The organism is Tropicimonas omnivorans, from assembly GCF_031846565.1.
GTDB lineage: Bacteria > Pseudomonadota > Alphaproteobacteria > Rhodobacterales > Rhodobacteraceae > Tropicimonas_B > Tropicimonas_B omnivorans.
Map to the genome: position 1 here is coordinate 528831 of NZ_JAVRHL010000001.1, position 23720 is coordinate 552550.

Annotated in this window: 19 protein-coding genes; 10 read left to right on the forward strand and 9 right to left on the reverse strand. The window is 66.4% G+C overall.

Translation table 11 applies throughout. The features are described 5' to 3' along the window. Positions 1-28 precede the first annotated feature (28 nt). The 3 genes from dnaK (at position 29) to radC (ending at position 4079) form a co-directional block, all read left to right on the forward strand. Positions 29-1954 carry a molecular chaperone DnaK gene (dnaK, locus tag RM543_RS02630; RefSeq protein ID WP_311689342.1) on the forward strand — a complete coding sequence of 642 codons (1926 nt, stop codon included), beginning with the start codon at positions 29-31 and terminating at the stop codon, positions 1952-1954. Between the two features lie 83 nt (positions 1955-2037). After that, complete coding sequence (gene dnaJ, locus RM543_RS02635; RefSeq protein WP_311689343.1) at positions 2038-3198, forward strand: molecular chaperone DnaJ; 1161 nt, start codon at positions 2038-2040, stop codon at positions 3196-3198. Between the two features lie 74 nt (positions 3199-3272). Further along, positions 3273-4079 (forward strand): RadC family protein, encoded by an 807-nt coding sequence (gene radC, locus RM543_RS02640; RefSeq protein WP_432280425.1) that lies wholly within the window; start codon positions 3273-3275, stop codon positions 4077-4079. A gap of 3 nt (positions 4080-4082) precedes the next feature. On the opposite strand, the gene RM543_RS02645 is transcribed toward radC, so the two are convergent. Beyond that, the gene (locus RM543_RS02645; protein WP_311689344.1) at positions 4083-4982 is read right to left on the reverse strand and encodes a hypothetical protein; all 900 of its coding nucleotides are present in this window, start codon (positions 4980-4982) and stop codon (positions 4083-4085) included. 112 nt (positions 4983-5094) lie between these two features. Beyond that, complete coding sequence (gene secA, locus RM543_RS02650; protein WP_311689345.1) at positions 5095-7854, reverse strand: preprotein translocase subunit SecA; 2760 nt, start codon at positions 7852-7854, stop codon at positions 5095-5097. Positions 7855-8023: 169 nt separating this feature from the next. Between secA and RM543_RS02655 the strand changes: the two genes are divergently transcribed. The 4 genes from RM543_RS02655 (at position 8024) to RM543_RS02670 (ending at position 10867) form a co-directional block, all read left to right on the forward strand. Next, the gene (locus RM543_RS02655; RefSeq protein ID WP_311689346.1) at positions 8024-8902 is read left to right on the forward strand and encodes a foldase protein PrsA; all 879 of its coding nucleotides are present in this window, start codon (positions 8024-8026) and stop codon (positions 8900-8902) included. A 9-nt stretch (positions 8903-8911) separates the two neighbouring features. Further along, a complete protein-coding gene (argJ, locus tag RM543_RS02660; protein ID WP_311689347.1) occupies positions 8912-10159 on the forward strand; it encodes a bifunctional glutamate N-acetyltransferase/amino-acid acetyltransferase ArgJ in 1248 nt (415 codons plus the stop codon). Continuing rightward, positions 10156-10554: a (deoxy)nucleoside triphosphate pyrophosphohydrolase gene (locus RM543_RS02665; RefSeq protein WP_311689348.1), complete on the forward strand. Its 399-nt coding sequence runs from the start codon at positions 10156-10158 to the stop codon at positions 10552-10554. Before argJ ends, RM543_RS02665 begins: the two co-directional genes overlap by 4 nt. A 172-nt stretch (positions 10555-10726) precedes the next feature. Further along, complete coding sequence (locus tag RM543_RS02670) at positions 10727-10867, forward strand: hypothetical protein (protein WP_311689349.1); 141 nt, start codon at positions 10727-10729, stop codon at positions 10865-10867. Positions 10868-11092: 225 nt separating this feature from the next. On the opposite strand, the gene infB is transcribed toward RM543_RS02670, so the two are convergent. The 6 genes from infB to pip all read right to left on the reverse strand — a co-directional run bounded on the left by infB (position 11093) and on the right by pip (position 19554). Further along, the gene (infB, locus tag RM543_RS02675; RefSeq protein WP_311689350.1) at positions 11093-13633 is read right to left on the reverse strand and encodes a translation initiation factor IF-2; all 2541 of its coding nucleotides are present in this window, start codon (positions 13631-13633) and stop codon (positions 11093-11095) included. Continuing rightward, the gene (locus RM543_RS02680) at positions 13620-14264 is read right to left on the reverse strand and encodes an RNA-binding protein (RefSeq protein ID WP_311689351.1); all 645 of its coding nucleotides are present in this window, start codon (positions 14262-14264) and stop codon (positions 13620-13622) included. The genes infB and RM543_RS02680 overlap by 14 nt, the downstream gene beginning before the upstream one ends. 22 nt (positions 14265-14286) lie before the next feature. Next, complete coding sequence (gene nusA / locus RM543_RS02685; protein WP_311689352.1) at positions 14287-15927, reverse strand: transcription termination factor NusA; 1641 nt, start codon at positions 15925-15927, stop codon at positions 14287-14289. A gap of 3 nt (positions 15928-15930) precedes the next feature. Continuing rightward, a complete protein-coding gene (rimP, locus tag RM543_RS02690) occupies positions 15931-16551 on the reverse strand; it encodes a ribosome maturation factor RimP (RefSeq protein WP_311689353.1) in 621 nt (206 codons plus the stop codon). Between the two features lie 210 nt (positions 16552-16761). After that, positions 16762-18549 (reverse strand): gamma-glutamyltransferase family protein, encoded by a 1788-nt coding sequence (locus RM543_RS02695; protein ID WP_311689354.1) that lies wholly within the window; start codon positions 18547-18549, stop codon positions 16762-16764. A gap of 12 nt (positions 18550-18561) precedes the next feature. Continuing rightward, a complete protein-coding gene (pip, locus tag RM543_RS02700) occupies positions 18562-19554 on the reverse strand; it encodes a prolyl aminopeptidase (RefSeq protein ID WP_311689355.1) in 993 nt (330 codons plus the stop codon). A gap of 80 nt (positions 19555-19634) precedes the next feature. On the opposite strand from pip, the gene ubiG reads away from it, so the two are divergent. Then, positions 19635-20387, forward strand: coding sequence for a bifunctional 2-polyprenyl-6-hydroxyphenol methylase/3-demethylubiquinol 3-O-methyltransferase UbiG (ubiG, locus tag RM543_RS02705; RefSeq protein ID WP_311689356.1), 753 nt, complete (start codon positions 19635-19637; stop codon positions 20385-20387). Here ubiG and RM543_RS02710 read toward each other — a convergent pair. Then, entirely contained in the window at positions 20378-21181 is an 804-nt protein-coding gene (locus tag RM543_RS02710; RefSeq protein ID WP_311689357.1) for an undecaprenyl-diphosphate phosphatase, read from the reverse strand. The genes ubiG and RM543_RS02710 overlap by 10 nt on opposite strands. A gap of 217 nt (positions 21182-21398) precedes the next feature. Between RM543_RS02710 and RM543_RS02715 the strand changes: the two genes are divergently transcribed. Both RM543_RS02715 and RM543_RS02720 read left to right on the forward strand, forming a co-directional pair. After that, entirely contained in the window at positions 21399-22835 is a 1437-nt protein-coding gene (locus tag RM543_RS02715) for an NAD(P)-dependent oxidoreductase (RefSeq protein ID WP_311689358.1), read from the forward strand. 79 nt (positions 22836-22914) lie between these two features. Next, positions 22915-23649 (forward strand): hypothetical protein, encoded by a 735-nt coding sequence (locus RM543_RS02720; RefSeq protein ID WP_311689359.1) that lies wholly within the window; start codon positions 22915-22917, stop codon positions 23647-23649. Positions 23650-23720: the final 71 nt, after the last annotated feature.

A 23720-nucleotide genomic window follows, 5' to 3' on the forward strand; every position in this document is an offset into this window, starting at 1 on the left:
AATCGCCGAAGAGAAGAGGTAGAAATACATGGCCAAAGTCATCGGGATCGACCTTGGGACCACCAACAGCTGCATCGCCATCATGGACGGTGCGCAGCCCAAGGTCGTGGAGAACGTCGAAGGCGCACGGACGACCCCGTCCATCGTCGCCTTCACCGAGGAAGAGCGTCTGGTCGGCCAATCCGCGAAGCGGCAGGCCGTGACCAACCCGACCAACACGATCTTCGCCGTCAAGCGCCTGATCGGGCGTCGCTTCGACGACGAGGATATCGCGAAGGACAAGAAGAACCTGCCGTACGACGTGGTCGACGGCGGTAATGGCGACGCGTGGGTCGAATCCCGCGGCGAGCGCTATTCTCCGAGCCAGATCAGTGCCTTCATCCTGCAGAAGATGAAGGAGACCGCCGAGTCCTATCTCGGCGAGGAAGTGACCCAGGCGGTCATCACCGTCCCGGCCTACTTCAACGACCAGCAGCGTCAGGCGACGAAGGACGCGGGCAAGATCGCCGGCCTCGAAGTCCTGCGCATCATCAACGAGCCGACGGCCGCCGCGCTGGCCTACGGTCTCGACAAGAAGGAATCCAAGACGATCGCGGTCTATGACCTCGGCGGCGGTACCTTCGACATCACGATCCTCGAGATCGACGACGGCCTCTTCGAGGTGAAGTCCACCAACGGGGACACGTTCCTCGGCGGCGAAGACTTCGACATGACGATCGTCAATTACCTCGCCGCCGAGTTCAAAAAAGAGAACGGCGTCGACCTGACGAAGGACAAGATGGCCCTTCAGCGGCTCAAGGAAGCTGCGGAAAAGGCCAAGATCGAGCTGTCCTCCAGCCAGCAGACCGAGATCAATCAGCCGTTCATCTCGATGGACCCCAAGGGCGGCCAGCCGCTTCACATGGTCATGAAACTGACGCGTGCGAAGCTGGAGAGCCTCGTGGGCGATCTGATCAAGGCCTCCATCGGGCCCTGCAAGGCGGCGCTCAAGGATGCCGGCATGTCTACCGGCGAGATCGACGAGGTCGTCCTCGTCGGCGGCATGACGCGGATGCCCCGCGTCGTCGAGGAAGTGACGAAGTTCTTCGGCAAGGAGCCCCACAAGGGCGTGAACCCGGACGAGGTCGTGGCGCTCGGTGCGGCGATTCAGGCCGGTGTCCTCCAAGGTGACGTGAAGGACGTGGTCCTGCTCGACGTGACCCCGCTCTCCCTGGGCATCGAGACCCTGGGCGGCGTGTTCACCCGGCTGATCGATCGCAACACCACGATCCCGACCAAGAAGAGCCAGGTCTTCTCGACCGCCGAGGACAACCAGGGCGCCGTGACGATCCGGGTCTTCCAGGGCGAGCGCGAGATGGCCGCGGACAACAAGATGCTCGGCCAGTTCAACCTGGAAGACATCCCGCCCGCGCCGCGCGGCATGCCGCAGATCGAGGTGACCTTCGACATCGACGCCAACGGCATCGTCTCGGTGTCGGCCAAGGACAAGGGCACCGGGCGCGAGCAGAAGATCACGATCCAGGCGTCCGGCGGTCTTTCCGACGACGAGATCCAGAACATGGTCAAGGAGGCCGAGGAGAACGCCGAGGCCGACAAGGACCGCCGCGAGCTCGTCGAGACGAAGAACCAGGGCGAGAGCCTCGTGCACTCCACGAAGAAGTCCCTCGAGGAGCATGGCGACAAGGTCGACCAGTCCACCGTCGAGGCGATCGAGCTGGCGATGCAACCGCTCGAGGAGGCCCTTCAGAACGAGGACGTCGGCAAGATCAAGTCCGGCATCCAGAACCTGACCGAGGCCGCGATGAAGCTCGGGGAGGCGATCTACAAGTCCGAGCAGGAAAAGGCGGACGGCGGCGATGATTCGTCCGATGAGGGGGAAGACCCCCGCAACGTGGACGAGGACATCGTCGACGCCGATTTCGAGGATCTGGGCGACGACAAGCGCAACTCGTGAGCGCCGGTCCGTCCTGACCTTTCTCTGGGCCGGCCCGATCCCGGGCCGGTCCTCGTCTTTTTCGTGTGACAAGGTAAATGCCGATGGCCAAACGCGATTTCTATGAAGTTCTCGGCGTTGCCCGCGGTGCCGATGCCGATGAACTCAAGAAAGCCTATCGCCGCAAGGCGAAGGAGCTTCACCCCGACCGCAACTCCGACAATCCCGATGCCGAGGCCCAGTTCAAGGAAGTGAACGAGGCCTACGACGCGTTGAAGGATCCCGAGCGCAAGGCGGCTTATGATCGCTTCGGTCACGCCGCCTTCGAAGGTGGCATGGGGGGCGGGCGCCCCGGCGGCGCGCGCGGCGGCTTCGGCCAGCAGGGCGATTTCGCCTCCGCCTTCTCCGACGTGTTCGACGATCTCTTCGGAGATTTCATGGGCGGGCGCGGCGGCGCCGGCGGACGGCAGCGCGCGGCGCGCGGCTCCGACCTGCGCTACAATCTTCAGATCCCGCTCGAGGACGCGTTCACCGGCACCCAGAAGCAGATCCAGGTTCCGACCGCGGTGGCCTGCGGCTCCTGTGGGGGCACCGGGGCCGAAGGCGGCGCAGAGCCCGTCACCTGCCCGACCTGCTCCGGCATGGGCAAGGTCCGCGCGCAGCAGGGCTTCTTCACCGTGGAGCGCGTCTGCCCGACCTGTTCCGGCGTGGGCCAGATCGTCAAGAATCCCTGTAATGAATGCGGCGGCGCGGGCCGGATCGAGAAGAACCGGTCGCTTTCCGTGAACATTCCCGCCGGCGTCGAGACCGGCACCCGCATCCGGCTTGCCGGAGAGGGGGAGGCGGGGCTGCGTGGCGGCCCGACCGGCGATCTCTACATCTTCATCGACGTGGCGGAGCATGACCTCTTCCAGCGTGATGGCGCGCATCTCTATTGCAGTGTTCCGGTCTCCGTCACCACGGCGGCACTCGGCGGCGACATAGAGGTGCCGACGATCGACGGAGGACGGTCTCGCGTGAAGGTCCCGGCCGGCAGCCAGTCCGGACGGCAGATGCGCCTGCGCTCCAAGGGGATGCCGGCCCTGCGCGGTGCGGGAACGGGGGATATGTTCATCGAGCTGTCCGTCGAGACGCCCGTCAGCCTGACATCGCGCCAGAAGGAGCTCCTGCGGGAGTTCGAGAAGATCGGCGAGGAGGCGAACAATCCCAACTCGTCCAACTTCTTCCGCAAGGTGCGAAGCTTCTGGGACGGCATGAAGGGCTGACCCGGCCGATCAATCTGTAGACGCCCGCTTCGCGCTTAAGCGGGCGTTTACCACCGCGCTGGCACAACGGTGCCATGAACGCGTTGAACCTCTTCAGAGAGCTGTCACCCGGCCTGTTCCGGGGCGCATCCGCCCAGGGCGCCCCCCGGCGCCGGGAGGTCAAATCAGACGCGCCCGTGCAGAGCGACTGGTCTCCGCGGGGCGGGCCTCCCTCCTACATCAAGGGGCATCGCAAAAGGCTGCGGGAGCGCTTCCTGTCGGGCGGTGCGGCGGCGATGCCGGATTACGAACTGCTGGAGCTGCTGCTTTTCCGCACCATCCCCCGGCAGGACGTGAAACCCCTCGCCCGGCTCCTGCTCGACACGTTCGGAGACTTCAACCGCGTCCTCTCCGCGCCGGCACAGCGGCTGCGGGCGGTGGACGGGGTGGGGGACGCCATCGTGACGGACTTCAAGATCATGGAAGCCGCCGCCCACCGCATGGCGCGCTCGAAGATCATGCAGCGGCCGATCCTGTCGGGCTGGACCGAGCTGATCGATTATTGTCACACCGCCATGGCGCACCGGGAGACCGAGCAGTTCCGCGTGCTTTACCTCGACCGCAAGAACGTCCTGATCGCCGATGAGGAGCAGGCCGAAGGGACGGTGGATCACGTCCCCGTCTATCCCCGGGAGGTCGTGAAACGGGCGCTCGAGCTGAATGCGAGTGCACTCATAATCGTGCACAACCACCCCTCTGGCGATCCGACCCCCTCCTCCGCGGATATCCAGATGACAGCGGCCATCGACGATGCAGCCCGGGCCCTCGGTCTCGTGCTGCACGACCATATCATCGTCGGCAAGGAGCGGGAGCTGAGCTTCCGGGCGGAGAGCTACCTCTGAGGTTCAGCCGGCTTCGGCCTCTGCGACCTCGCGCTCCGCCGCGTCCGTGACCGGCGCCGGGACAGGCATGACGAGCAGATCGCCTACCGCATCGCAGCCGGGCATGGTCAGCGTCACGCGGGCGGGCTCACCTGCGTCAGCGCCGCTATCCTTCAGGACGGCGAGAGCGCCGAGCCGGCGGCCACAGCTTGCAAGCGTGATCTCCGCGTCGATGGTGACCGCGGGTGCATCCTCTGCGGGGTAGGTGAACACCTGGAGGAGGGCGCCGCCGGGGATGCTCGCATCTCCCAGACGGATGACGCTCTGCGCGTCGTCTCCCGACCGCAGGTCGATTCCGCTGCCCGACTGAAGCGCAATGCGGGCGGGGCCGGACGTCTCGAGCGCGATCCGCGAGGTCGTGCGGGCGCCATCGGGAAGCGTGAGGGCGAAGGAGGCGGTCTGCGACAGGGCGGGAACTGCGAGGTCCAGCTCGCCCGCCTCGTCCAGCCGCACGGAAAACGAGAGGCCTTCATGCTCGATGCTGGCGGCCGAATTGGGATAGCAGGGCGCAGAGATCGACAGAGAAACGGTGTTCTCCTCACCCGGCGCCAGGGCCAGAGCAGCGTCGCAGTCCAGCCCGTAATCGTTGAGATCCGCACCCGGATCCGCCACGGCCATATCGGTGGTCGACGCCGACAGGCGCAGGCTCAGCAGGTCCGGCTCGGGCGCGTCGGGAAGGGAGGCTGCACGCGGCTCCGAAGGCAGGGCAATTCCGCCATCTTCCGGTGCCGATGCTTCCGCCGGCCCCGCGCCGAAAACGTTCGGAAACGACCAGTCGGACCAGCCTGCGCGCGCCTCGTCCGCGACGCCCATGGACAGGGCGAGCGCGGTCGCGGCGATGAACGTCGTACGGGCCTGTGTCATATCGTGCCTCCTCGTCCGCATGGCGGTTCGAGCCAGACAGATGGGCATGAAAGGCGGCAGGATCTTGACGCGCGTCAGGTCATTTGGCGCCTGACGCGCGCGAAAATGCCGCTCAGACCAGCTGGCCGTGGCAGTGCTTGAACTTCTTGCCCGACCCACAGGGGCAGGGGTCGTTCCGGGAGGGATTACCCCAGGTCGAGCTGTCGGTCTCGTCGAAACCGGCGGTCTCCGTCGTCTCGGCGGGACGGGGCTCCGCGCCCGCAGCGACGGTGCCGGGCGCGGCGTCGGCTTCCGCTTCGGCGCGTGTCTCGGCCGGAGCAGCCCCCTCCTCCCCCCGCTTCGCGCGTTGCTGGGCGACCATCTGGCGGAGCATATCCTGCTGCTCTTCCTGGGAGATCGGCCGGATGTTGGCGAGCTTCTTGGTCACGTCCGTTCGCAGCGAATCGAGCATGGATTCGAAGAGCTGGAAGCCCTCGGTCTTGTACTCGTTCAGCGGATCACGCTGCGCGTAGCCACGGAAGCCAACGACGGACCGCAGATGCTCCAGCGTCAGAAGGTGCTCGCGCCACTTCGCATCGATGGTTTGGAGCAGGATCTGCTTCTCGATGGAGCGCATGGTGTCCTGACCGAAGATTTCGGCTTTTTCCGCCATCATCTTGTCGGACGCCTCGTCGAGGCGATCGCGGATGTCCTCGTCCGCCACGCCTTCCTCGGCGGCCCAGGCGCCGATGGGCACATCCAGGCCCAGAAGTTCCTTCGCCTGGGTTTCGAGGCCGTCGGTATCCCACTGGTCGGCATAGGTCTTCGGAGGCATGTGCTCGGCCACGAGGTCGTCGATGACCTGGTGGCGCATGTCGCCCACGATCTCCGCGAGGTCGGCCGCTTCCATGATTTCGCGGCGCTGGCTGAAGATCACCTTGCGCTGATCGTTCATCACGTCGTCGAACTTGAGGAGCTGCTTGCGGATATCGAAGTTGCGACCCTCGACCTTCGCCTGGGCGCGCTCGAGGCTCTTGTTCACCCACGGGTGAACGATGGCCTCGCCCTCCTTCATCCCGAGCGTCGACAGGACCTTGTCCAGCCGCTCGGAGCCGAAGATCCGCATCAGGTCGTCCTCGAGGGAGAGGAAGAAGGACGAGCGGCCAGGGTCGCCCTGACGGCCCGAGCGGCCACGAAGCTGGTTGTCGATCCGGCGGCTTTCGTGCCGCTCGGTGGCGAGGACGAAGAGGCCGCCCGCTTCCAGCACCTTGTCCTTCTCACCGCGATGCTGGGCCTCGATCCGGGCGCGAACCTCCTCGGGATCGGCCTGGGGATCTGCCTCGAGCGCTTCGAGCACCTTCATGTCGACATTGCCGCCAAGCTGGATGTCCGTACCGCGGCCGGCCATGTTGGTGGCGATGGTCACTGCGCCGAGCTTGCCGGCATCGGCGACGATCTGCGCCTCCTGCTCATGCTGCCGGGCGTTCAGGACGTTGTGGCGGATGTCCTCCTTCTTGAGCAGGTCGGAGAGCATTTCCGACTTCTCGATGGAGGTGGTGCCGACGAGGACAGGCTGGCGCCGCTCGTAGGCTTCCTTGATGGTCTGGACCACGGCCGTGTATTTCTCGCCGGCCGTCCGGTAGACCGCGTCGTGTTCGTCCTCCCGGGCGATCGGCCGGTTCGTCGGAACCTCGACGACACCGAGCTTGTAGATCTCGGCGAATTCGTCGGCCTCTGTGAGCGCGGTGCCGGTCATGCCGCCGAGCTTGTCGTAGAGGCGGAAATAGTTCTGGAAGGTGACCGAGGCGAGGGTCACGTTCTCGGGCTTGATCTCCACGCCTTCCTTGGCCTCGATCGCCTGGTGCAGGCCGTCGGACAGGCGCCGGCCGGCCATCATGCGTCCGGTGAACTCGTCGATCAGCACGATGTCGCCATCGCGGACGATGTAGTCCTTGTCCCGCTGGAAGAGCTTGTGCGCTTTGAGGCCCTGGTTGACGTGGTGCACCACGGTGGTGCTTTCGGGATCGTAGAGGCTCTGGCCTTCCGGCAGGATCCCGGCGGCGAGGAGCCGCTGTTCTAGGAACTCGTTGCCCTCGTCGGTGAAGGTGACGTTCCGCGTCTTCTCGTCGAGGGTGAAGTGCTCGTCCGTCAGCTCCGGGACGATCTGGTCCACCGAGCGGTAGAGGTCCGAGCGGTCCTGGGAGGGGCCGGAGATGATCAGGGGCGTGCGGGCCTCGTCGATCAGGATGGAGTCGACCTCGTCCACGATGGCGAAGTTGTGCCCGCGCTGCGCCATGTCCTTCAGCTCGGACTTCATGTTGTCCCGGAGGTAGTCGAAGCCGAGCTCGTTGTTCGTGGCGTAGGTGATGTCCGCGGCATAGGCCTGCCGCTTTTCCTCTTCGGGCTGTTGGGGATAGACGACGCCGGTCGTCAGGCCGAGCATGCCGTAGACCTTGCTCATCCACTCCGCGTCGCGCTTCGCGAGGTAGTCGTTCACCGTGACGATATGGACGCCCTTGCCGCTCAGGGCGTTCAGATAGGCCGGGAAGGTGGCGACGAGCGTCTTGCCCTCGCCCGTCTTCATCTCGGCAATGTTACCCTGGTGCATGAAGAGGCCGCCGAGGAGCTGCACGTCGAACGCGCGGAGGCCGAGGGCACGCTTGCCCGCCTCCCGGCAGTTGGCGAAGGCTTCGGGGAGCAGGTCATCGAGGCTTTCGCCGCCCCGAGCGCGCTCGGCTAGGGCTCCGGTGCGGGCCTTGAGGTCCTCGTCGGACAGGGCCTCGAACTCGGGCTCCAGATCGTTGATCTTCGCGACGATCGGGCGCGACGCCTTGACCTTGCGGTCATTGGCCGTGCCGAAAACCTTCTTCGCGATCGAGCCGATACCCATCATGTGCGCTCCCGCCTGTGCTTCTGGTCGGCGGGACGGTTGCCCGCCTCTACGCGCGGCCCTAAGTAGCGGACGAAACGGCGGCACCGGCCCCTGCCGAGGCAAGGGCGATGTAAGGTCCGCCCCCATCAGTGTCAACGCCGCGCACGATCGCGGCAGGGAAGGAGACCACATGACGCGAGTCATCACAGCACCCTGGACGGCCGGATTGCTCACACTGGCCCTGGCCATGCCCGCCGCCGCTCAGGACGAGACCGCCGAAGGCGCCTCCACCGGCGGCGACGTGACGGCCGATACCGTCGTCGCCACCGTGAACGGTACCGAGATCACCGTGGGCAACATGATCGTCGCCCGCTCCACCCTGCCGCAGCAGTACCAGCAGCTCCCGCCCGAGGTGCTGTTTCAGGGCGTCCTCGACCAACTCGTGCAGCAGACCGTTCTCAGCCAGGAGGCCGACGAGCCGTCCCGCCTGACCGAGCTGACCCTTGCCAACCAGCGCAGCGCCCTGATGGCCGGCGAGGTTCTTCTCTCCGTGGCGGAAGACGCCGTGACGGACGAGGCGATCCAGGAGGCCTACGACGCGCAGTATTCCGATGCCGAGCCCACCCGCGAGTGGAACGCATCGCACATCCTCGTCGAGACCGAGGAAGAGGCGCAGACGCTGAAGACCGAACTCGAGGAGGGCGCCGATTTCGCCACCCTCGCGCAGGAGCGCAGCACCGGGCCCTCCGGCCCGTCCGGCGGCGAGCTCGGCTGGTTCGGTCCAGGCATGATGGTCCCCGAATTCGAGGAGGCCGTGACCGGCATGGAAGAGGGCGACGTCTCCGATCCCGTCCAGACCCAGTTCGGCTGGCACGTTGTCAAGCTGAACGAGACCCGGATGCAGGATGCGCCGGCGGTCGAGGACGTCCGCGCCGAGCTGGCCGCGCAGGTCGAGCAGAACGCCGTGCAGCAATACGTTGCCGACGCCGTCTCCGGTGCCGATGTCGAGGAGAGCGAGGCCGAGATCGACCCGTCCATCCTCGGCGACCTCAACCTCGTTCAGGAGTAAGAGCGCTCCATGGCCGGTAAGCTGCCCGTCTCGCCGCTCGCTCCCGCGAGCTTTCCGGACCTGCCCGTGATCGAGGGTGCGTCCTTCGCGACGGCGGCAGCGGGCGTCCGCTATGCCGGCCGAACCGACGTCATGCTGTGCCGGCTCGCGCCGGGCAGCACCGTGGCGGGGGTGTTCACCACCTCCGCCACGCGGTCCTCTTCAGTGCTCGACTGCCAATCCAAGCTCGCCGCGCCGGCGGAAAGCGACCTGGGGGCGGCCATTCTGGTCAATTCCGGCAATGCGAACGCCTTCACGGGCCGTGCCGGGGATGACTCGGTCGAGGCCGTCTGTGCCGGCGTCGCAGGCGTTCTGGATCTTCCGGCCTCGCGTGTCTTCACCGCGTCTACCGGCGTGATCGGGGAGCGGCTGGCGCATGACAGGATCGTGGCCGCACTCCAAACCCTCTCGACCAACCTCTCCGAAGATGCGGGCGAAGATGCGGCCCGCGCGATCATGACGACGGATACCTATCCCAAGGGCGCAGGCCGCGTGATCGAGACGGAGGCCGGCCCGATCCGCATCGCCGGCTTCGCCAAGGGGTCCGGCATGATCGCGCCCGACATGGCGACCATGCTCGTCTACATCTTCACCGACGCCGCCGTGCCGCAGCCCCTCCTCCAGGAGATTCTGGCCGGTGCCACGCCCTCCACCTTCAACGCGATCACGGTGGACGGCGACACCTCGACCTCCGACAGCCTCATGCTCGCCGCGACCGGCAAGGGCCCCGCTCGCGTGGAGGAGGCTGTCAGCGCGACCGGCACGGCCTTCGCAGAGGCGCTTCATGCCGTGATGCTCGACCTTGCGCATCAGGTCGTGCGGGACGGAGAGGGGGCCACCAAGTTCGTCGAGGTGGCCGTGTCCGGCGCCAGGGACGACGCCGATGCCAGGCGCGTCGCGCTGTCCATCGCCAATTCCCCGCTCGTGAAGACCGCCATCGCCGGGGAAGATCCCAACTGGGGGCGCGTCGTCATGGCCGTCGGCAAGTCCGGAGCCGAAGCAGATCGGGACGCTCTCACCATCCGCTTCGGTGACATTCTCGTTGCCGAGAAGGGATGGGTTTCCCCCGATTACAGCGAGGACACCGCGGCCGCCTACATGAAAGGGCAGGACCTTCGCATCGCCGTCGATCTCGGCCTCGCATCCGGCGCGTTCACGGCATGGACCTGCGACCTCACCCACGCCTATATCGACATCAACGCCGATTACCGGTCGTGACGATCCTCCTCGTTTCGGCGGTCGCCCTGATCGACAGGGACGGACGCGTGCTGCTCGCGCAGCGCCCGGAGGGAAAGTCCATGGCGGGGCTATGGGAATTTCCGGGCGGCAAGGTCGAGGCTGGGGAGACGCCCGAGGAGACGCTGGTCCGTGAACTGAAGGAGGAGCTGGGGATCGACACCTGGTCGAGTTGCCTCGCACCCCTGACCTTCGCAAGCCACGCCTACGAGAGCTTCCACCTGCTCATGCCGCTCTTCGCCTGCAGGAAGTGGGAGGGAATCCCTGCCGCGCAGGAAGGGCAGACTTTGGCGTGGGTCAAACCGCAGAAGCTCCGCGACTATCCGATGCCCGCTGCGGATATCCCGCTCATCCCCATCTTGCGCGACTGGCTATGACAAGCCGCGGCGCCCCGTCCTGTTCCACCTGAAGATGAAAATTCTGTGTCTTTTTCGGTGAATGCCGGCAAAATAAGCGTTATTTGACAGTATGTGACTTTTTTATACGTGATCCGCGATCCGGTTGCCGTTAACGTTTATGAACGACATCAATGCAGCCGGAGGGAAGCCAATGCTGAAAACCATCATCGTCGGGAGCTGTGTCTCCGTTCAGGGCACGTTCGTGCAGGATCTCGCCAACGGGAAGATCCTCGTGAAGGTCGGCGAGCGGCTGTATCAAGGAATGCCCGTCAGTCGCGCCCTCGTGGCCTGAGTCAGCAGAGCACGCGCTCGCGGCGACAGCACTCCGGTTGCCGGCGGCAATCAACGGACTTCATGAAAACGGGGCGGCCTGCGCAGGGCCGCCCCGTTTTCGTTTGGGGGGACGGGGGGCAGCAGGTCCGTCAAGTGACCCGAGCTCCCCGGAACCTCGGTCCGCAAGAAAAAAGCGCGCCGTCCGGAGACGACGCGCTTTTCCGTAGCAGTCTCGCTGTAGCGATCAGGCGAGCGTTCGCTCGACCTCTTCGCGCTCGAAGATCTCGATGACATCGCCCGGGCGGATGTCCTCGTAGTTCTCGAAGGCCATGCCGCATTCCTGGCCGGACTGGACCTCGGCGACCTCGTCCTTGAACCGCTTGAGCGTCTTGAGGTTGCCTTCGTGGATCACGACGTTGTCCCGCAGCAGACGGACACCGGCAGCGCGGCGGGCGTTGCCCTCGGTCACGAGACAGCCGGCAACCTTGCCGACGTTCGACACCTTGAACACTTCGCGGATCTCCGCGTAGCCGATGAAGTGCTCCCGAACCTCGGCGGACAGAAGGCCCGATGCAGCGGCTTTCACGTCGTCCACGAGGTCGTAGATCACGCTGTAGTAGCGGATCTCCACGCCCTTCTGGTTCGCCGTGTTCCGCGCCGATGCGTTGGCACGGACGTTGAAGCCGATGACCGGAGCGCCGGACGCTTCGGCAAGGCCGACATCCGTCTCGGTGATCGCGCCGACACCGGAATGCAGCACGCGGACGCGAACCTCGTCGTTGCCGATCTTCTCCATCGCCTGGACGATCGCCTCGGCAGAGCCCTGAACGTCCGCCTTCACGAGGATCGGAAGTTCGGAGACGTTCTGATCCGCCTTGGCCTTGGCCATCAGCTGATCGAGCGTCGTGGCTGCGCCGGCTGCGGCGCGCTTGTCCTTCGCGGCCTTCTGGCGGTACTCGGCGATTTCGCGGGCCTGCGCTTCGGTCTCGACGACGTTGAGAACGTCGCCCGCCTCGGGCGTGCCGTTGAGGCCGAGAACTTCGACAGGGACGGAGGGACCGGCCTGATCGACACGGTCGCCCGAGTCGTCGATCAGCGCCCGCACCTTGCCCCACTGCTCGCCGACGACGAAGATGTCACCGCGCTTCAGCGTGCCGTTCTGGACGAGAACCGTGGCAACCGGGCCGCGACCGACGTCGAGTTGCGCCTCGATCACCGCACCGGATGCGTTCCGGTTCGGATTCGCCTTCAGTTCGAGGAGTTCCGCCTGGAGGGAGATCGCCTCGAGAAGAGCGTCGAGACCCTGCCCGGAGATCGCCGAGACTTCCACGTCCTGAACATCGCCGGACATCTTCTCGACGATCACCTCGTGCTGGAGCAGATCCGTGCGGACCTTGTCCGGCGTCGCATCGTATTTGTCGATCTTGTTGATCGCCACGATCATCGGAACGCCGGCCGCTTTCGCATGATGGATCGCCTCGATGGTCTGCGGCATGACCGCATCGTCCGCGGCGACAACCAGGACCACGATATCCGTCACCTGCGCGCCACGGGCCCGCATGGAGGTGAAGGCGGCGTGGCCCGGCGTGTCGAGGAAGGTCAGCGTCGTGCCATTGTCGGCTTTCACCTGGTAGGCGCCGATATGCTGGGTGATGCCGCCGGCTTCGCCGGAGACGACCTTCTCACTGCGGATGGCGTCGAGGAGCGACGTCTTGCCGTGATCGACGTGGCCCATCACGGTGATGACGGGCGCACGCGGCTGGAGTTCCTCGGCCTTGTCGTCGACCGAGTGCAGCACGTCTTCGACGTCCGAATCGGACACCCGCTGCGAGCGGTGGCCGAAATCTTCGATGATGAGCTCGGCCGTATCGGCGTCGATCGTCTGGTTCTGGGTCGCCATGATGCCGTTCTGCATCAGCGCCTTGACCACATCGGACACGCGTTCGGCCATGCGGTTCGCGAGTTCGGAGACGACGATCGCCTCGGGGAGCCTCACCTCGCGCACGACCTTTTCGCGCGCCTCGTTCTGGCCCATCGCCTTCTGGCGCGCACGTTCCTGCTTCCGCTTCATCTGGGCGAGGGAGCGTTGCCGCCCGCCCTCGTTCCCGGACAGAGCCTGGTTCAGGGTGAGCTTGCCGGACCGGCGGTCGCCCTTTTCGCCGCCCTTGCCGCTTTTCTGATCGCGGTCGCGGCGATCGTCGCGGTCCGTCTTGCGGGGTCCCGTGGCGCCGCCCTTGGCAGCCCGGCCCTGAGCGGCCTCCGCATCGGCGGGGCTGGCAGCGGCGGCGGAACTGGGTGCGGCGGATGCGGCCGGCTTCGCGCTCGCTTCCTTGGCGCGGCGCTTCTCGGCTTCCGCTTCCTGGCGCGCGCGCTCTTCGGCCTCGGCTTTCGCCTTCAGCGCCTCTTCGCGCTCGCGCTCTTCGCGTTCCTTGGCCTCGGCTTCATCGCGGCGACGCTGGCGTTCTTCGTCGCGCGCCTTCTCCTCGGCGGCGCGGCGCTCAGCATCTTCGGACTCGCGCGCCTTGGCGGCGGCGAGTGCCTTCATGCGGCGTTCCATCTCCGCGTCGGAAATGCCAGCGGGACGGCGCGAGGGATCGCCCGCGGGAGCAGGGCCGGCACCGCCGGTCTTCCCTCCGGGCGCGCCGGGCTTGGGAACCACGACCCGCTTGCGCTTCGTCTCGACGACCACGTTCTTCGTGCGGCCATGGCTGAAGCTCTGCTTCACTTGCCCCGACCGGGGTCCACTACGCAGTCCGAGTGTCTTCTTGCCGTCATTCTCGCTCATGCGATCCATTCGTCCTTTCCGGAGCATCGGCTCCGTGATCTTGGCGCAGACCGGATAGCCTCGAGGCGTCTTCTACAATACGCCTGGCGAGTCCGCCAGCGGCCAGCGCGGCGTGTATTGCATGGTCCCGGCCAAAGGACAAACCCAATTCCCGGGCCGTCAGGCAGCCGATCGACCGACCCATCTCCGGTCCGGCGCGGAGTTTCGTCTTGCCCCGCTCGGACCCGTCAGAGGCCTGGATCAGGACCCGGGCGCGGCCGGTCTCGATCCATCCCTTCACTTTCTCGTATCCGCAGACCGCGTGTCCGGCCTTCCGGGCCATCGACAGCAGGTCCACCACCCGGGCGGCCATCAGCGCCTCGACCCGCTCCGGCAGGTCTGCCGGGGCCGTGACGGGCGCCTTGGCCGATCGGGCAAAGGCCTTCTTCTTCACCGCGAGCCGCAGCGCGGTCAGGTCCGCGGTGATCCAGATGCCCCGGCCGGGCAACTTGCCGGCCAGGTCGGGTACCGCTTCGTCTTCGGGACCGACGACGAAGCGGATCATCTCCGAGATCGGAAGGGTGTTGCCCGTCGCGGCGCAGCGCCGTTCGGGGATTCCATCCCGGTCCTTGTCGCGACCACCTCTACTCATCGTCCGGACCTCCCGAGGCCGATCAGGCCCCGGTCTCTCCGTCACTCGCCTCTTCGGCCTCCGCGTCGCCTTCTTCGCCCTCGTCCTCGGCGCTTCCCGCCAGTTCCTCGGGATCGACCCAGCCGAGCTGGACCCGGGCGGTCATCACGAGATCCTGAGCCTCGGCGAGAGAGAGGCCGAAGGGTTCGAGGACGCCGTCGTCCTTGACGCGCTCTCCGTTGGTCGTCGTCCAGCCGCCGGCAAGTTCCCAGTCGGCGCAGGTGGCGAAGTCCTCGAGGGACTTCACGTCGTCCTTGGCGAGCGCCTCGATCATTTGGGGCGTGAGGCCGGCAAAATCAATGAGGGACTGTTCGACACCGAGTTCGCGCGCGGCTTCGAGTGCCTTGCGGTTCTGTTCCTCGAGATAGTCACGGGCGCGGGCCTGGAGTTCTTCGGCAGTGCCGTCGTCCACGCCATCGATGACGAGAAGCTCGTCCAGCTCGACATAGGCGACTTCCTCGAGGTTCGTGAACCCTTCGGCGACGAGAAGCTGGGCGAAGAATTCGTCGAGGTCCAGCGTATCCATGAAGAGCTGCGTGCGGCTCTCGAACTCGGCCTGACGACGCTGGCTCTCCTCCTCCTCGGTGAGGATGTCGATGTCGAGGCCGGTAAGCTGCGAGGCGAGGCGCACGTTCTGGCCGCGGCGACCGATGGCGAGCGACAGCTGCTCGTCCGGCACGACGACCTCGATGCGCTCGGCTTCCTCGTCCAGAACGACCTTGGAGACCTCGGCCGGCTGAAGCGCGTTCACCAGGAACGTCGGCAGGTCCTCGTTCCAGGGGATGATGTCGATCTTCTCGCCCTGAAGTTCGTTCACCACGGCCTGGACGCGGCTGCCCCTCATGCCGACGCAGGCGCCGACAGGGTCGATGGAGCTGTCATAGGAGATGACGCCGATCTTCGCGCGGGAGCCGGGATCGCGGGCCACGGCCTTGATCTCGATGATGCCGTCGTAGATCTCGGGCACTTCCATCTTGAACAGCTCGGACATGAACTCGGGCGCCGTCCGGGAAAGGAAGATCTGCGGGCCGCGCACTTCGCGACGCACGTCCTTCACGAAACAGCGGATGCGATCGCCGATGCGGTAGGCCTCGCGGCCGATCTTCTCGTTGCGGCGCAGGATGCCTTCGCCACGGCCGATATCGACGATGACGTTGCCGTATTCCTCGCGCTTCACCTGGCCGTTGATGATCGTTCCGACGCGGTCCTTGAACTCCTCGAACTGCCGATCGCGCTCGGCCTCGCGGACCTTCTGCAGGATCACCTGCTTGGCCGACTGGGCGGCGATCCGGCCCATCTCGACGGGCGGGACCTCGTCGCGGATCTCGTCGCCGACCTTGGGGTCTGAGAGATGCTGGCGCGCCTGCTCGACGGTCAGCTCGGCCTGGTAGTTCTCCAGCTCCTCGTCCTCGACCACGGTGCGCACGCGCGTGAAGGTCGCCCGGCCGGTGCGGCGGTCGATCGAGACGCGGATATCCATTTCGGCGCCGTAGCGGGACTTCGCGGCGCGCGCGAGGCTCTCCTCCATCGCGTCCACGACGAGGCCCGGATCGATCATCTTCTCGCGAGCGACGGCCTCGGCGGTCTGCAACAGTTCAAGCTGGTTGGCGGAGGTGATCGCCATCTGTCAGTGCTCCTTCGCTTCGCCGCGCGGGGCGGTTTCGTCACCCTCTTCGGGCAGTTCGGTTATGACTTCGTCGTACTGGGCCTCGTCGATCTGGCCCGTCTCCTTGCGGCTCTTCAGGACATCGCGAATCAGCTCGTCGGTGAGGACGAGCTTGGCGTCCGAAAGCCAGTCGAACTGCAGGCCGATCACGACCTCGCCGTCCGTGTTGTCCTCGATCTCCACAAGAACTTCCGACCCTTCGGTGCCCTGCAGCGTGCCCTTGAAGCGGCGGCGCCCGTCGATCAGCTCGGTCGTCTCGAGCTTGGCCTCGTACCCCTGCCAGTCGTCGAAATCCTTGAGCCGGGTCAGGGGGCGGTCGATCCCGGGGGAGGACACTTCGAGCGTGTAGGTGTCCTCGATGGGGTCTTCCACGTCCAGCGTGGCCGAAACCATGGTGGAAATCTCGCCGCACTCGTCGACCTCGATTCCCCCGTCCGGTCGCTGCGCCATGATCTGAAGCGTCTTGGATTTGCCGGACATCAGGCGCACGCGCACCAACTCGAACCCCATCCCCTCGATCACCGGGGTGAGGATCTCGGCCAGGCGGCTGTCGATATTGGTCTTGGCGATCAGGTCGGTCATGGTGGTCCCAGTGATCCTGCGGGTGGGCGCAAGGCACAAAAAAACGGGCCAGCGGCCCGTTCGTGTGTGCCGGTGGTGCCGAGGTTTGGAAGCCCGACATCCGCTGTTGATGCGGGATATAGAAGCGCCGGGCGGGAAATGCAAGCTCGCGGGTGGATCGGAGCCGCCTCGTGGGGCGGCCGTCGGCGCGCCCGCGCCGACGGTGCGCCGCTACCGTCCAACCGCGTAGGCCTGCATCAGGCGCGGCGTCGCGGCGGCCCGGAGCATCCCGTCCGGCTCCCGCAGAGCACAGGTCAGCCGTCCGATGGACCATGGCGGCGTCACGGTGACACGGTGGCCCCGCCGCTTCAGCTCCTCGATCACGTCCTCGCCGGCGGACGGCTCGATCAGCATGGCGCCGGGCTTGGCGTGGCGCGGGTAGAAGGAGGCGGTGAAGTGTTGCGTGTGAAAGAGCGGCGCATCGATTCCCTCCTGGAGACCGAGGCCGTGATGCACGAATCGCAGGAACCAGATGAGCTGCCATTGATCCTGCTGGTCTCCGCCGGGTGTGCCGAGGGCGAGGCGGCGTCCGTCCTTCTCCGCCAGCGTGGGCGTCAGCGTCGTGCGCGGGCGGGTGCCGGGACGCAAGGAGGTGTTCAGCCCCTCTTCCAGCCAGAACATCTGCGCGCGGCTGTTGAGCGCGAACCCGAGGCCGGGGATGACCGGTGAGGATTGCAGCCACCCGCCGGACGGCGTGGCTGACACGGCATTGCCCCAGCGGTCGATGATGTCGATGTGCACGGTGTCGCCGCTCTTGGGTGCGAGATGTGCCATCGTCGGTTCGGCAGCCACCGGGCCGGTGACGCCGAAATCGTCCGCCGCGCGCGCTATGGCGGCATCGGCGAGGTGCTCGTAGCCCTCGATCCGCCCCGGTCGCTGGTCGAGGGACGCTTCTTCGCCGATCAGCTTGGCGCGCTCGGCGTTGTAGGCGTCCGACAGCAGCGTCGCCATCGGAACGTCGACTGCATCCGGATCGCCGTAGAAGGCTTCGCGGTCCGCATAGGCGAGTTTCATGGCCTCGACGACGGTGTGGACGAACTCGGCGCCCATCGGGTCCATCTCGCCGATCCGCGTGTGCTTCAGGATCGCGAGCGCCTGGAGAAGGACCGGCCCCTGTCCCCACGGCCCGGTCTTGTGCAGGGTCCAGCCCTCGTAGTCGTAGCTTAGCGGCGCCTCGAAGCTCGCGCGCCACTGCGACATGTCCTCGCGCGCCAGAACCGCCCCGTAGGTGCCGCCGGTATTGTCCGCGACCTCGGCGCCGTCCAGGTAGTCGAAGATCGCATCGGCAACGAACCCCTCGCGAAAGGCCTGTCGTGCAGCCTCGATCCCGTCCGTGCGCTCGCCGGCGTCATCGGCGATGGCGGCGAGGCGGTCGTAGGTGCTCGCAAGCTGCGGGTTGCGGAATATCGCGTGAGGCTCCGGCACCTTGCCTTCCGGCGTCCATACCTCGGCGGAGGTCGGCCAGCTCTCCGCGATGAACGCGGCGACGTTCTCGATGGCGGTCACGACGTTCGGCAGGATCGGATGGCCGTCCCGTGCATAGTCGATCGCGGGCTGCATAACCTCCCGCACGCTGAGGGTGCCGTGCTCCGCGAGCATCGCCATCCAGCCGTCGAACGCGCCCGGAACGACGGTGGACAGAAGGCCGGAGCCCGGAATGATCCGGAGGCCCTTTTCCTTGTAATGCGCGATGGTCGCGGCAGCGGGCACGACCCCTTGTGCGCACAGAACGCGGGTCTCACCCGCCTCGGCATCGTGGAGGATCGCCGGCAGATCGCCCGCCGGCCCGTTGAGATGCGGCTCCACCACCTGCAGGACGAGCCCGGTCGCGACGGCGGCGTCAAAGGCGTTGCCGCCCTTCTCGAGAATGCCGAACCCCACCGCGGAGGCGATCCAGTGCGTGGAGGCGACGACGCCGAAGCTGCCCCGGATCTCGGGCCGCGTGGTGAATGTCTGCATGGGAGGCGTCCTTCAGAAACCGAGCTTGATGGCGGACCGCGCGATGGCCCGCGTCGTGCGGACGAGTTCGGCGGAAATCGTGGGTTCGCTGAGCGCATGGCCCGCCATCGGTGCCATCCTGAGCTCACCGCGGGACCAGCGCTCCGTCAGCCGCCACGCGCTGATCGGAGGGCAGATCATGTCGTACCGACCCTGAACCACCGTTCCCGGGATGTGGGAGATGAGCGGCATGTCTTCGAGGATCTGCCCGTCCCGCTCCAGGAACCCGCGGTTGACGAAGTAGTGGTTCTCCAGCCGCGCAAAGGCACGGGCGTAGTCCGCCGGCGCCTCGCCGCCCGGCCCGTCATTCTCGATGGAGGCGAGCGCGTTCTCCCAGGAGGCCCAAGCGCGGGCGAAGCGTGTCTCGGTCGGGATATCCCCCGAGAAGAGCCGGGTGTGGAAGGCCTCGATGACGTTCCCGCGCTCTTCCTCCGGCAGGAGGCCGACGAAGCGCGACCAATGGTCCGGAAAGAAGCGGGCGGCGCCACCCCCGCCGTAGAACCAGTCCAGCTCCCCTTGCGTCATCAGGAATACGCCGCGGAGCGCGAGGTAGGCGGTGCGATCCGGATGGGCCTGCGCATAGACCAGCGCCAGCGTCGCCCCCCAGCTTCCGCCGAATAGCACCCAGCGATCGATGCCGAGTGTCTGCCGGATCATCTCCGCGTCGGCGACGAGGTGATGGGTGGTGTTGTTCTCCACGCCGGCATGGGGCCGGGAGCGGCCGCATCCGCGCTGATCGAACAGGATTATGCGGAATTCCTTCGGATCGAAATAGCGGCGCATCGCGGGGCTGCACCCGCCTCCCGGCCCCCCGTGAAAGACGACCACCGGGATCCCGAGGGGGTTCCCGCATTGCTCGACATAGATTCGATGACCGTCGCCCACGTCCAGCATGCGCTGGTCGTAGGGGTCGATAGGGGGATAGAGATATCCCGATGCGTTGCGACTGCGCGAGACCTGCTCCATGTCGCACCTATATAGCGAGCGGGCCGCCGCTTCCACGCCCTTATCCTGCCCGATACGTCCCAATTGCCCCGGAGGACACCATGACAACGACAATCGACGACGCCGAGATCGCGAAATTCCAGGCGATGGCCGATGCGTGGTGGGACCCGAATGGAAAGTTCAAGCCGCTGCACATGCTGAACCCGTGCCGGCTGGACTACATCACCCGCCAGATCGCCGCCGAGTTCGGCCGGGACCTGTCGGATCCGCGGCCCTTCGCGGGTCTGCGCCTGCTCGATATCGGCTGCGGCGGGGGGCTCCTGTCCGAACCCATGGCGCGTCTGGGCGCGGACGTCGTGGGCGCGGATGCGGCGGAGCGCAACATTCCGGTGGCCCGCCTGCACGCGGAGCAGTCCGGCCTCGAGATCGACTATCGTCACACGTCGGCAGAGGCTCTGGCGGAGGCCGGCGAAGCGTTCGACGGCATTCTCAACATGGAGGTGGTGGAGCATGTGGCCAGCCCGCCGGCCTACCTGCGTGCCTGTCACGATCTGCTGAAGCCGGGCGGGCTGATGGTCTGCTCCACGCTCAACCGCAACGCCAAGAGTTTCGCCATGGCCATCGTCGGCGCCGAGCACGTCATGCGCTGGCTGCCAAAGGGGACCCATGACTGGCGGAAGTTCATCACGCCGGACGAGCTCTTCGACCTTCTGTCCGGCGCCGGCCTGACGCCGGTGGACAAGACGGGGTTCGTCTTCAATCCCCTCGGCTGGTCCTGGTCGCTGTCCGAGCGGGACCTGTCGGTGAACTACGTCACGACCTCGCTTCGCCCCGAGGCGCCCGCTCAGGTATAGGCAACGGCGATCAGGATCACGCCGAGGACACAGCGGTAGATCACGTACGGGGTAAAAGAGACCGAGCGCAGCAGACGCATCATAAGCGTCAGCGCGAGGAGGGCGGAGAGGAAGGCGAAGAGCGCCGCGATCCCGGCATCGGCCCAGAGGCCGGGCGCGGGGTGCCGCAGGGCCTTGGCGCCAACGAGGGCGCCAGACGCGATGATCGTCGGGATCGACATGAGCATGGCGATCTTCGCCGCGCCGTGCCGGTCCATCCCGAGAAGCCTCCCGCCGGTGATTGTGATGCCGGAGCGGGAGGTGCCCGGGATCAGGGCGACGGCCTGCCACAGCCCCATGATCACCGCGCCGCGGATCGTCCAGTCCTCGGCGCTGCGTGTCATTGGGGCCGTCTGGTCCGTCCAGTAGAGCAGAATGCCGAAGAGCAGCATCGCCCAGCCGATCACCGCCACGCTCCGCAGCGCCTCGTCGAGGCCGGTCGCGGACAGGAAGAGGCCGACGAGGATCACCGGCACCGTCGCCACGATCAGCAGAAGCGCCATCCTGGAGCCGTACGTGTCCGTCCGGCCGCGGACGAGGCGCGGAAGGCCGGCGAGAACCGCGGCCACATCCTTCCAGAAGTAGAGAATGACGGCGCCGAGCGTGCCCACGTGAACGGCGACGTCCAGCGCCTGCCCCTGATCGGCGAGCCCGGTCAGGCGGGGCAGCAGGATGAGGTGCCCGGAGGAGGAGACGGGAAGAAACTCCGTGATCCCCTGGATCAGGGCAACGATCAGAAGGTGAAACAGAGGCATGGCGATTCGCGTATCCGGAGGCAATCCCGCGCGTGATACAAGCCGAGTATGACAACAGGTAGGCCGCATAAGGGTATGTGCTACTGACCTATTTCGCGGTAAATTCGCAGCGCGCCAGCGGTCGCGTGCCAAAAAACCTTCAAATAGGTCAGCATGGGTGACTTTATCTCCCCGCGGATCGGCTGTATCAGCGCTGAAGCCCACGGGAGGATTGTCCATGGCTGACGACCGCATGCTGAAATTCGTGACCGTCCAGCGGCAGATGCCCACGAAGCGTCCGCCGGATCTGCGGCGGGACGACTTTGCCGAGATCTATTCCGAATTTGCGGACGATACCGCGGCCGAGCAATCCGGCCGGTGCAGCCAGTGCGGCGTGCCCTATTGCCAGACGCATTGTCCGCTGCACAACAACATCCCCGACTGGCTCCGCCTGACCGCCCAGGGGCGGCTCAAGGAAGCTTACGAGATCAGCCAGTCCACCAATACCTTCCCGGAGATCTGCGGCCGGATCTGTCCGCAGGACCGTCTGTGCGAAGGAAACTGCGTCATCGAGCAGTCCGGCCACGGCACGGTCACCATCGGCGCGGTCGAGAAATACATCACTGACACCGCGTTCGACGAGGGTTGGGTGAAGCCCGTCTCCCCCGCTGTCGAGCGCGAGGAGAGCGTGGGCATCATCGGAGCAGGTCCGGGCGGCCTCGCCGCGGCAGACATGCTCCGCCAAGCCGGCATCCAGGTCACCGTCTACGACCGCTACGACCGTGCCGGCGGGCTGATGATCTACGGCATTCCCGGCTTCAAGCTCGAGAAGGACGTCGTGATGCGGCGCAACCGTCTTCTCGAGGATGGCGGCGTGACCTTCCGCCTCAACTGCAACGTCGGCGAGGACATCAGCTTCGAGGAGATCCGGGACAGCCACGATGCGGTCCTGATCGCCACGGGCGTCTACAAGTCCCGCGGGCTTCAGGCGCCCGGCGTCGGAGCAAAGGGGATCGTCCGCGCGATCGACTATCTCACCGCGTCCAACCGCAAGAGCTTCGGGGACGATGTGCCGGAATACGAGAGCGGCGAGCTGAACGCGGAAGGTCGCAACGTGGTCGTGATCGGCGGCGGCGACACGGCGATGGACTGCGTCCGCACCGCGATCCGCCAGGGCGCCAAGAGCGTCAAGTGCCTCTACCGCCGGGACAAGTCCAACATGCCGGGCTCGCAGCGCGAGGTTGCCAATGCCGAGGAAGAGGGCGTCCAGTTCGAATGGCTGACCGCACCCAAGGGCTTCTCGGGCGACGTGGTCGAGGGGGTCATGGTCAGCCGGATGCGCCTCGGTGCTCCGGACGCGACCGGCCGCCAGAGCCCCGAGATCATCGAGGGCGGTGACTATGTCGAGGAGGCCGACCTCGTCGTCATGGCGCTGGGGTTCGAGCCCGAGGAGCTGCCGACGCTCTGGGGCGAGGAGGCGCTTGAGGTTACCCGCTGGGGCACCATCAAGGCCAACTTCCGCACCCACGAAACCAGCCTGCCCGGCGTCTACGCGGTGGGTGACATCGTGCGGGGCGCCTCTCTCGTGGTCTGGGCGATCCGGGACGGGCGCGAGGCGGCGCAGGCCATGCTCGACCGCTTCGGCGCCGCCGCCACGGCCGTGGCCGCCGAATAGCGCCACCCTTTTTCCCGGGCGGGCATGACGCGGCGCCCTGGCCTGTCTCTTTCCTCTTCTGTCCGAAGGGATCACGACGATGACGATGTCTCGGCTCACGTGTCTTGGCGCTGCACTGCTCTGTGCGGGGCTCCCGGCCCTCGCGCCGACGCCGGCCCCCGCGCAGACCCCAGCGGTCCCGGAAGGCTGCGAAGCGGTCCTCTCCGTCCAGTCGCAGGGCTGCGCGGCGACGCTCTACTGGCGCTGCGAGAGCGCGCCCGAGGGCACGCTCTTTCAGGCCACCTACGGCGAGGAGGGGGCCAGGGCCGTCTCCGTTTTCGACGCGGAATTCCAGTGGCTCGATTCGCGCCACTTCGCTGATGGCGCCCAGGAGGTGCTTCAGCTCCCCGCCGAAGACCCGGCCTCACTCTCCGAGCTTCTCGAGGAGGGCCGGGACAGCTACGAGTTCATCATCGAGGAAAGCGGTCCCGGCTACGAGCGGGAGATCATGCATCGCGGGTTCGACCAGCTGACCGGCAACACCCGCGAGATCGACGGTGAGGAGCTTCTGGAGACCGAGTTCACCGCAACCGCAAGCGATCTCGGCACCGGCGAGGTGCTCTACAGCGTGTCCGGCCTCCAGTATGTCCTCGAGGACGAGCGCCTGTTCCTCCTCGGAACGGAGGTGTTCGAGCAGGGCGGGCAGACGATCGAATCGAGCCTCGACCCCGTGCGCATCCGCCGTCCCGGCGAGGCGGGGTTCGGCGACGTCGTGCCGCGCTACGGCTGCGACGCCCCGGCGGACATCTCCTACCGCATCGAGGCGCTGCGATGAGCGCGCCTTGCACGGGCGGACTGCCCGCCAGGTCCGGGACGGTCACCCACCGCAAGACAGACAGTTTCGCC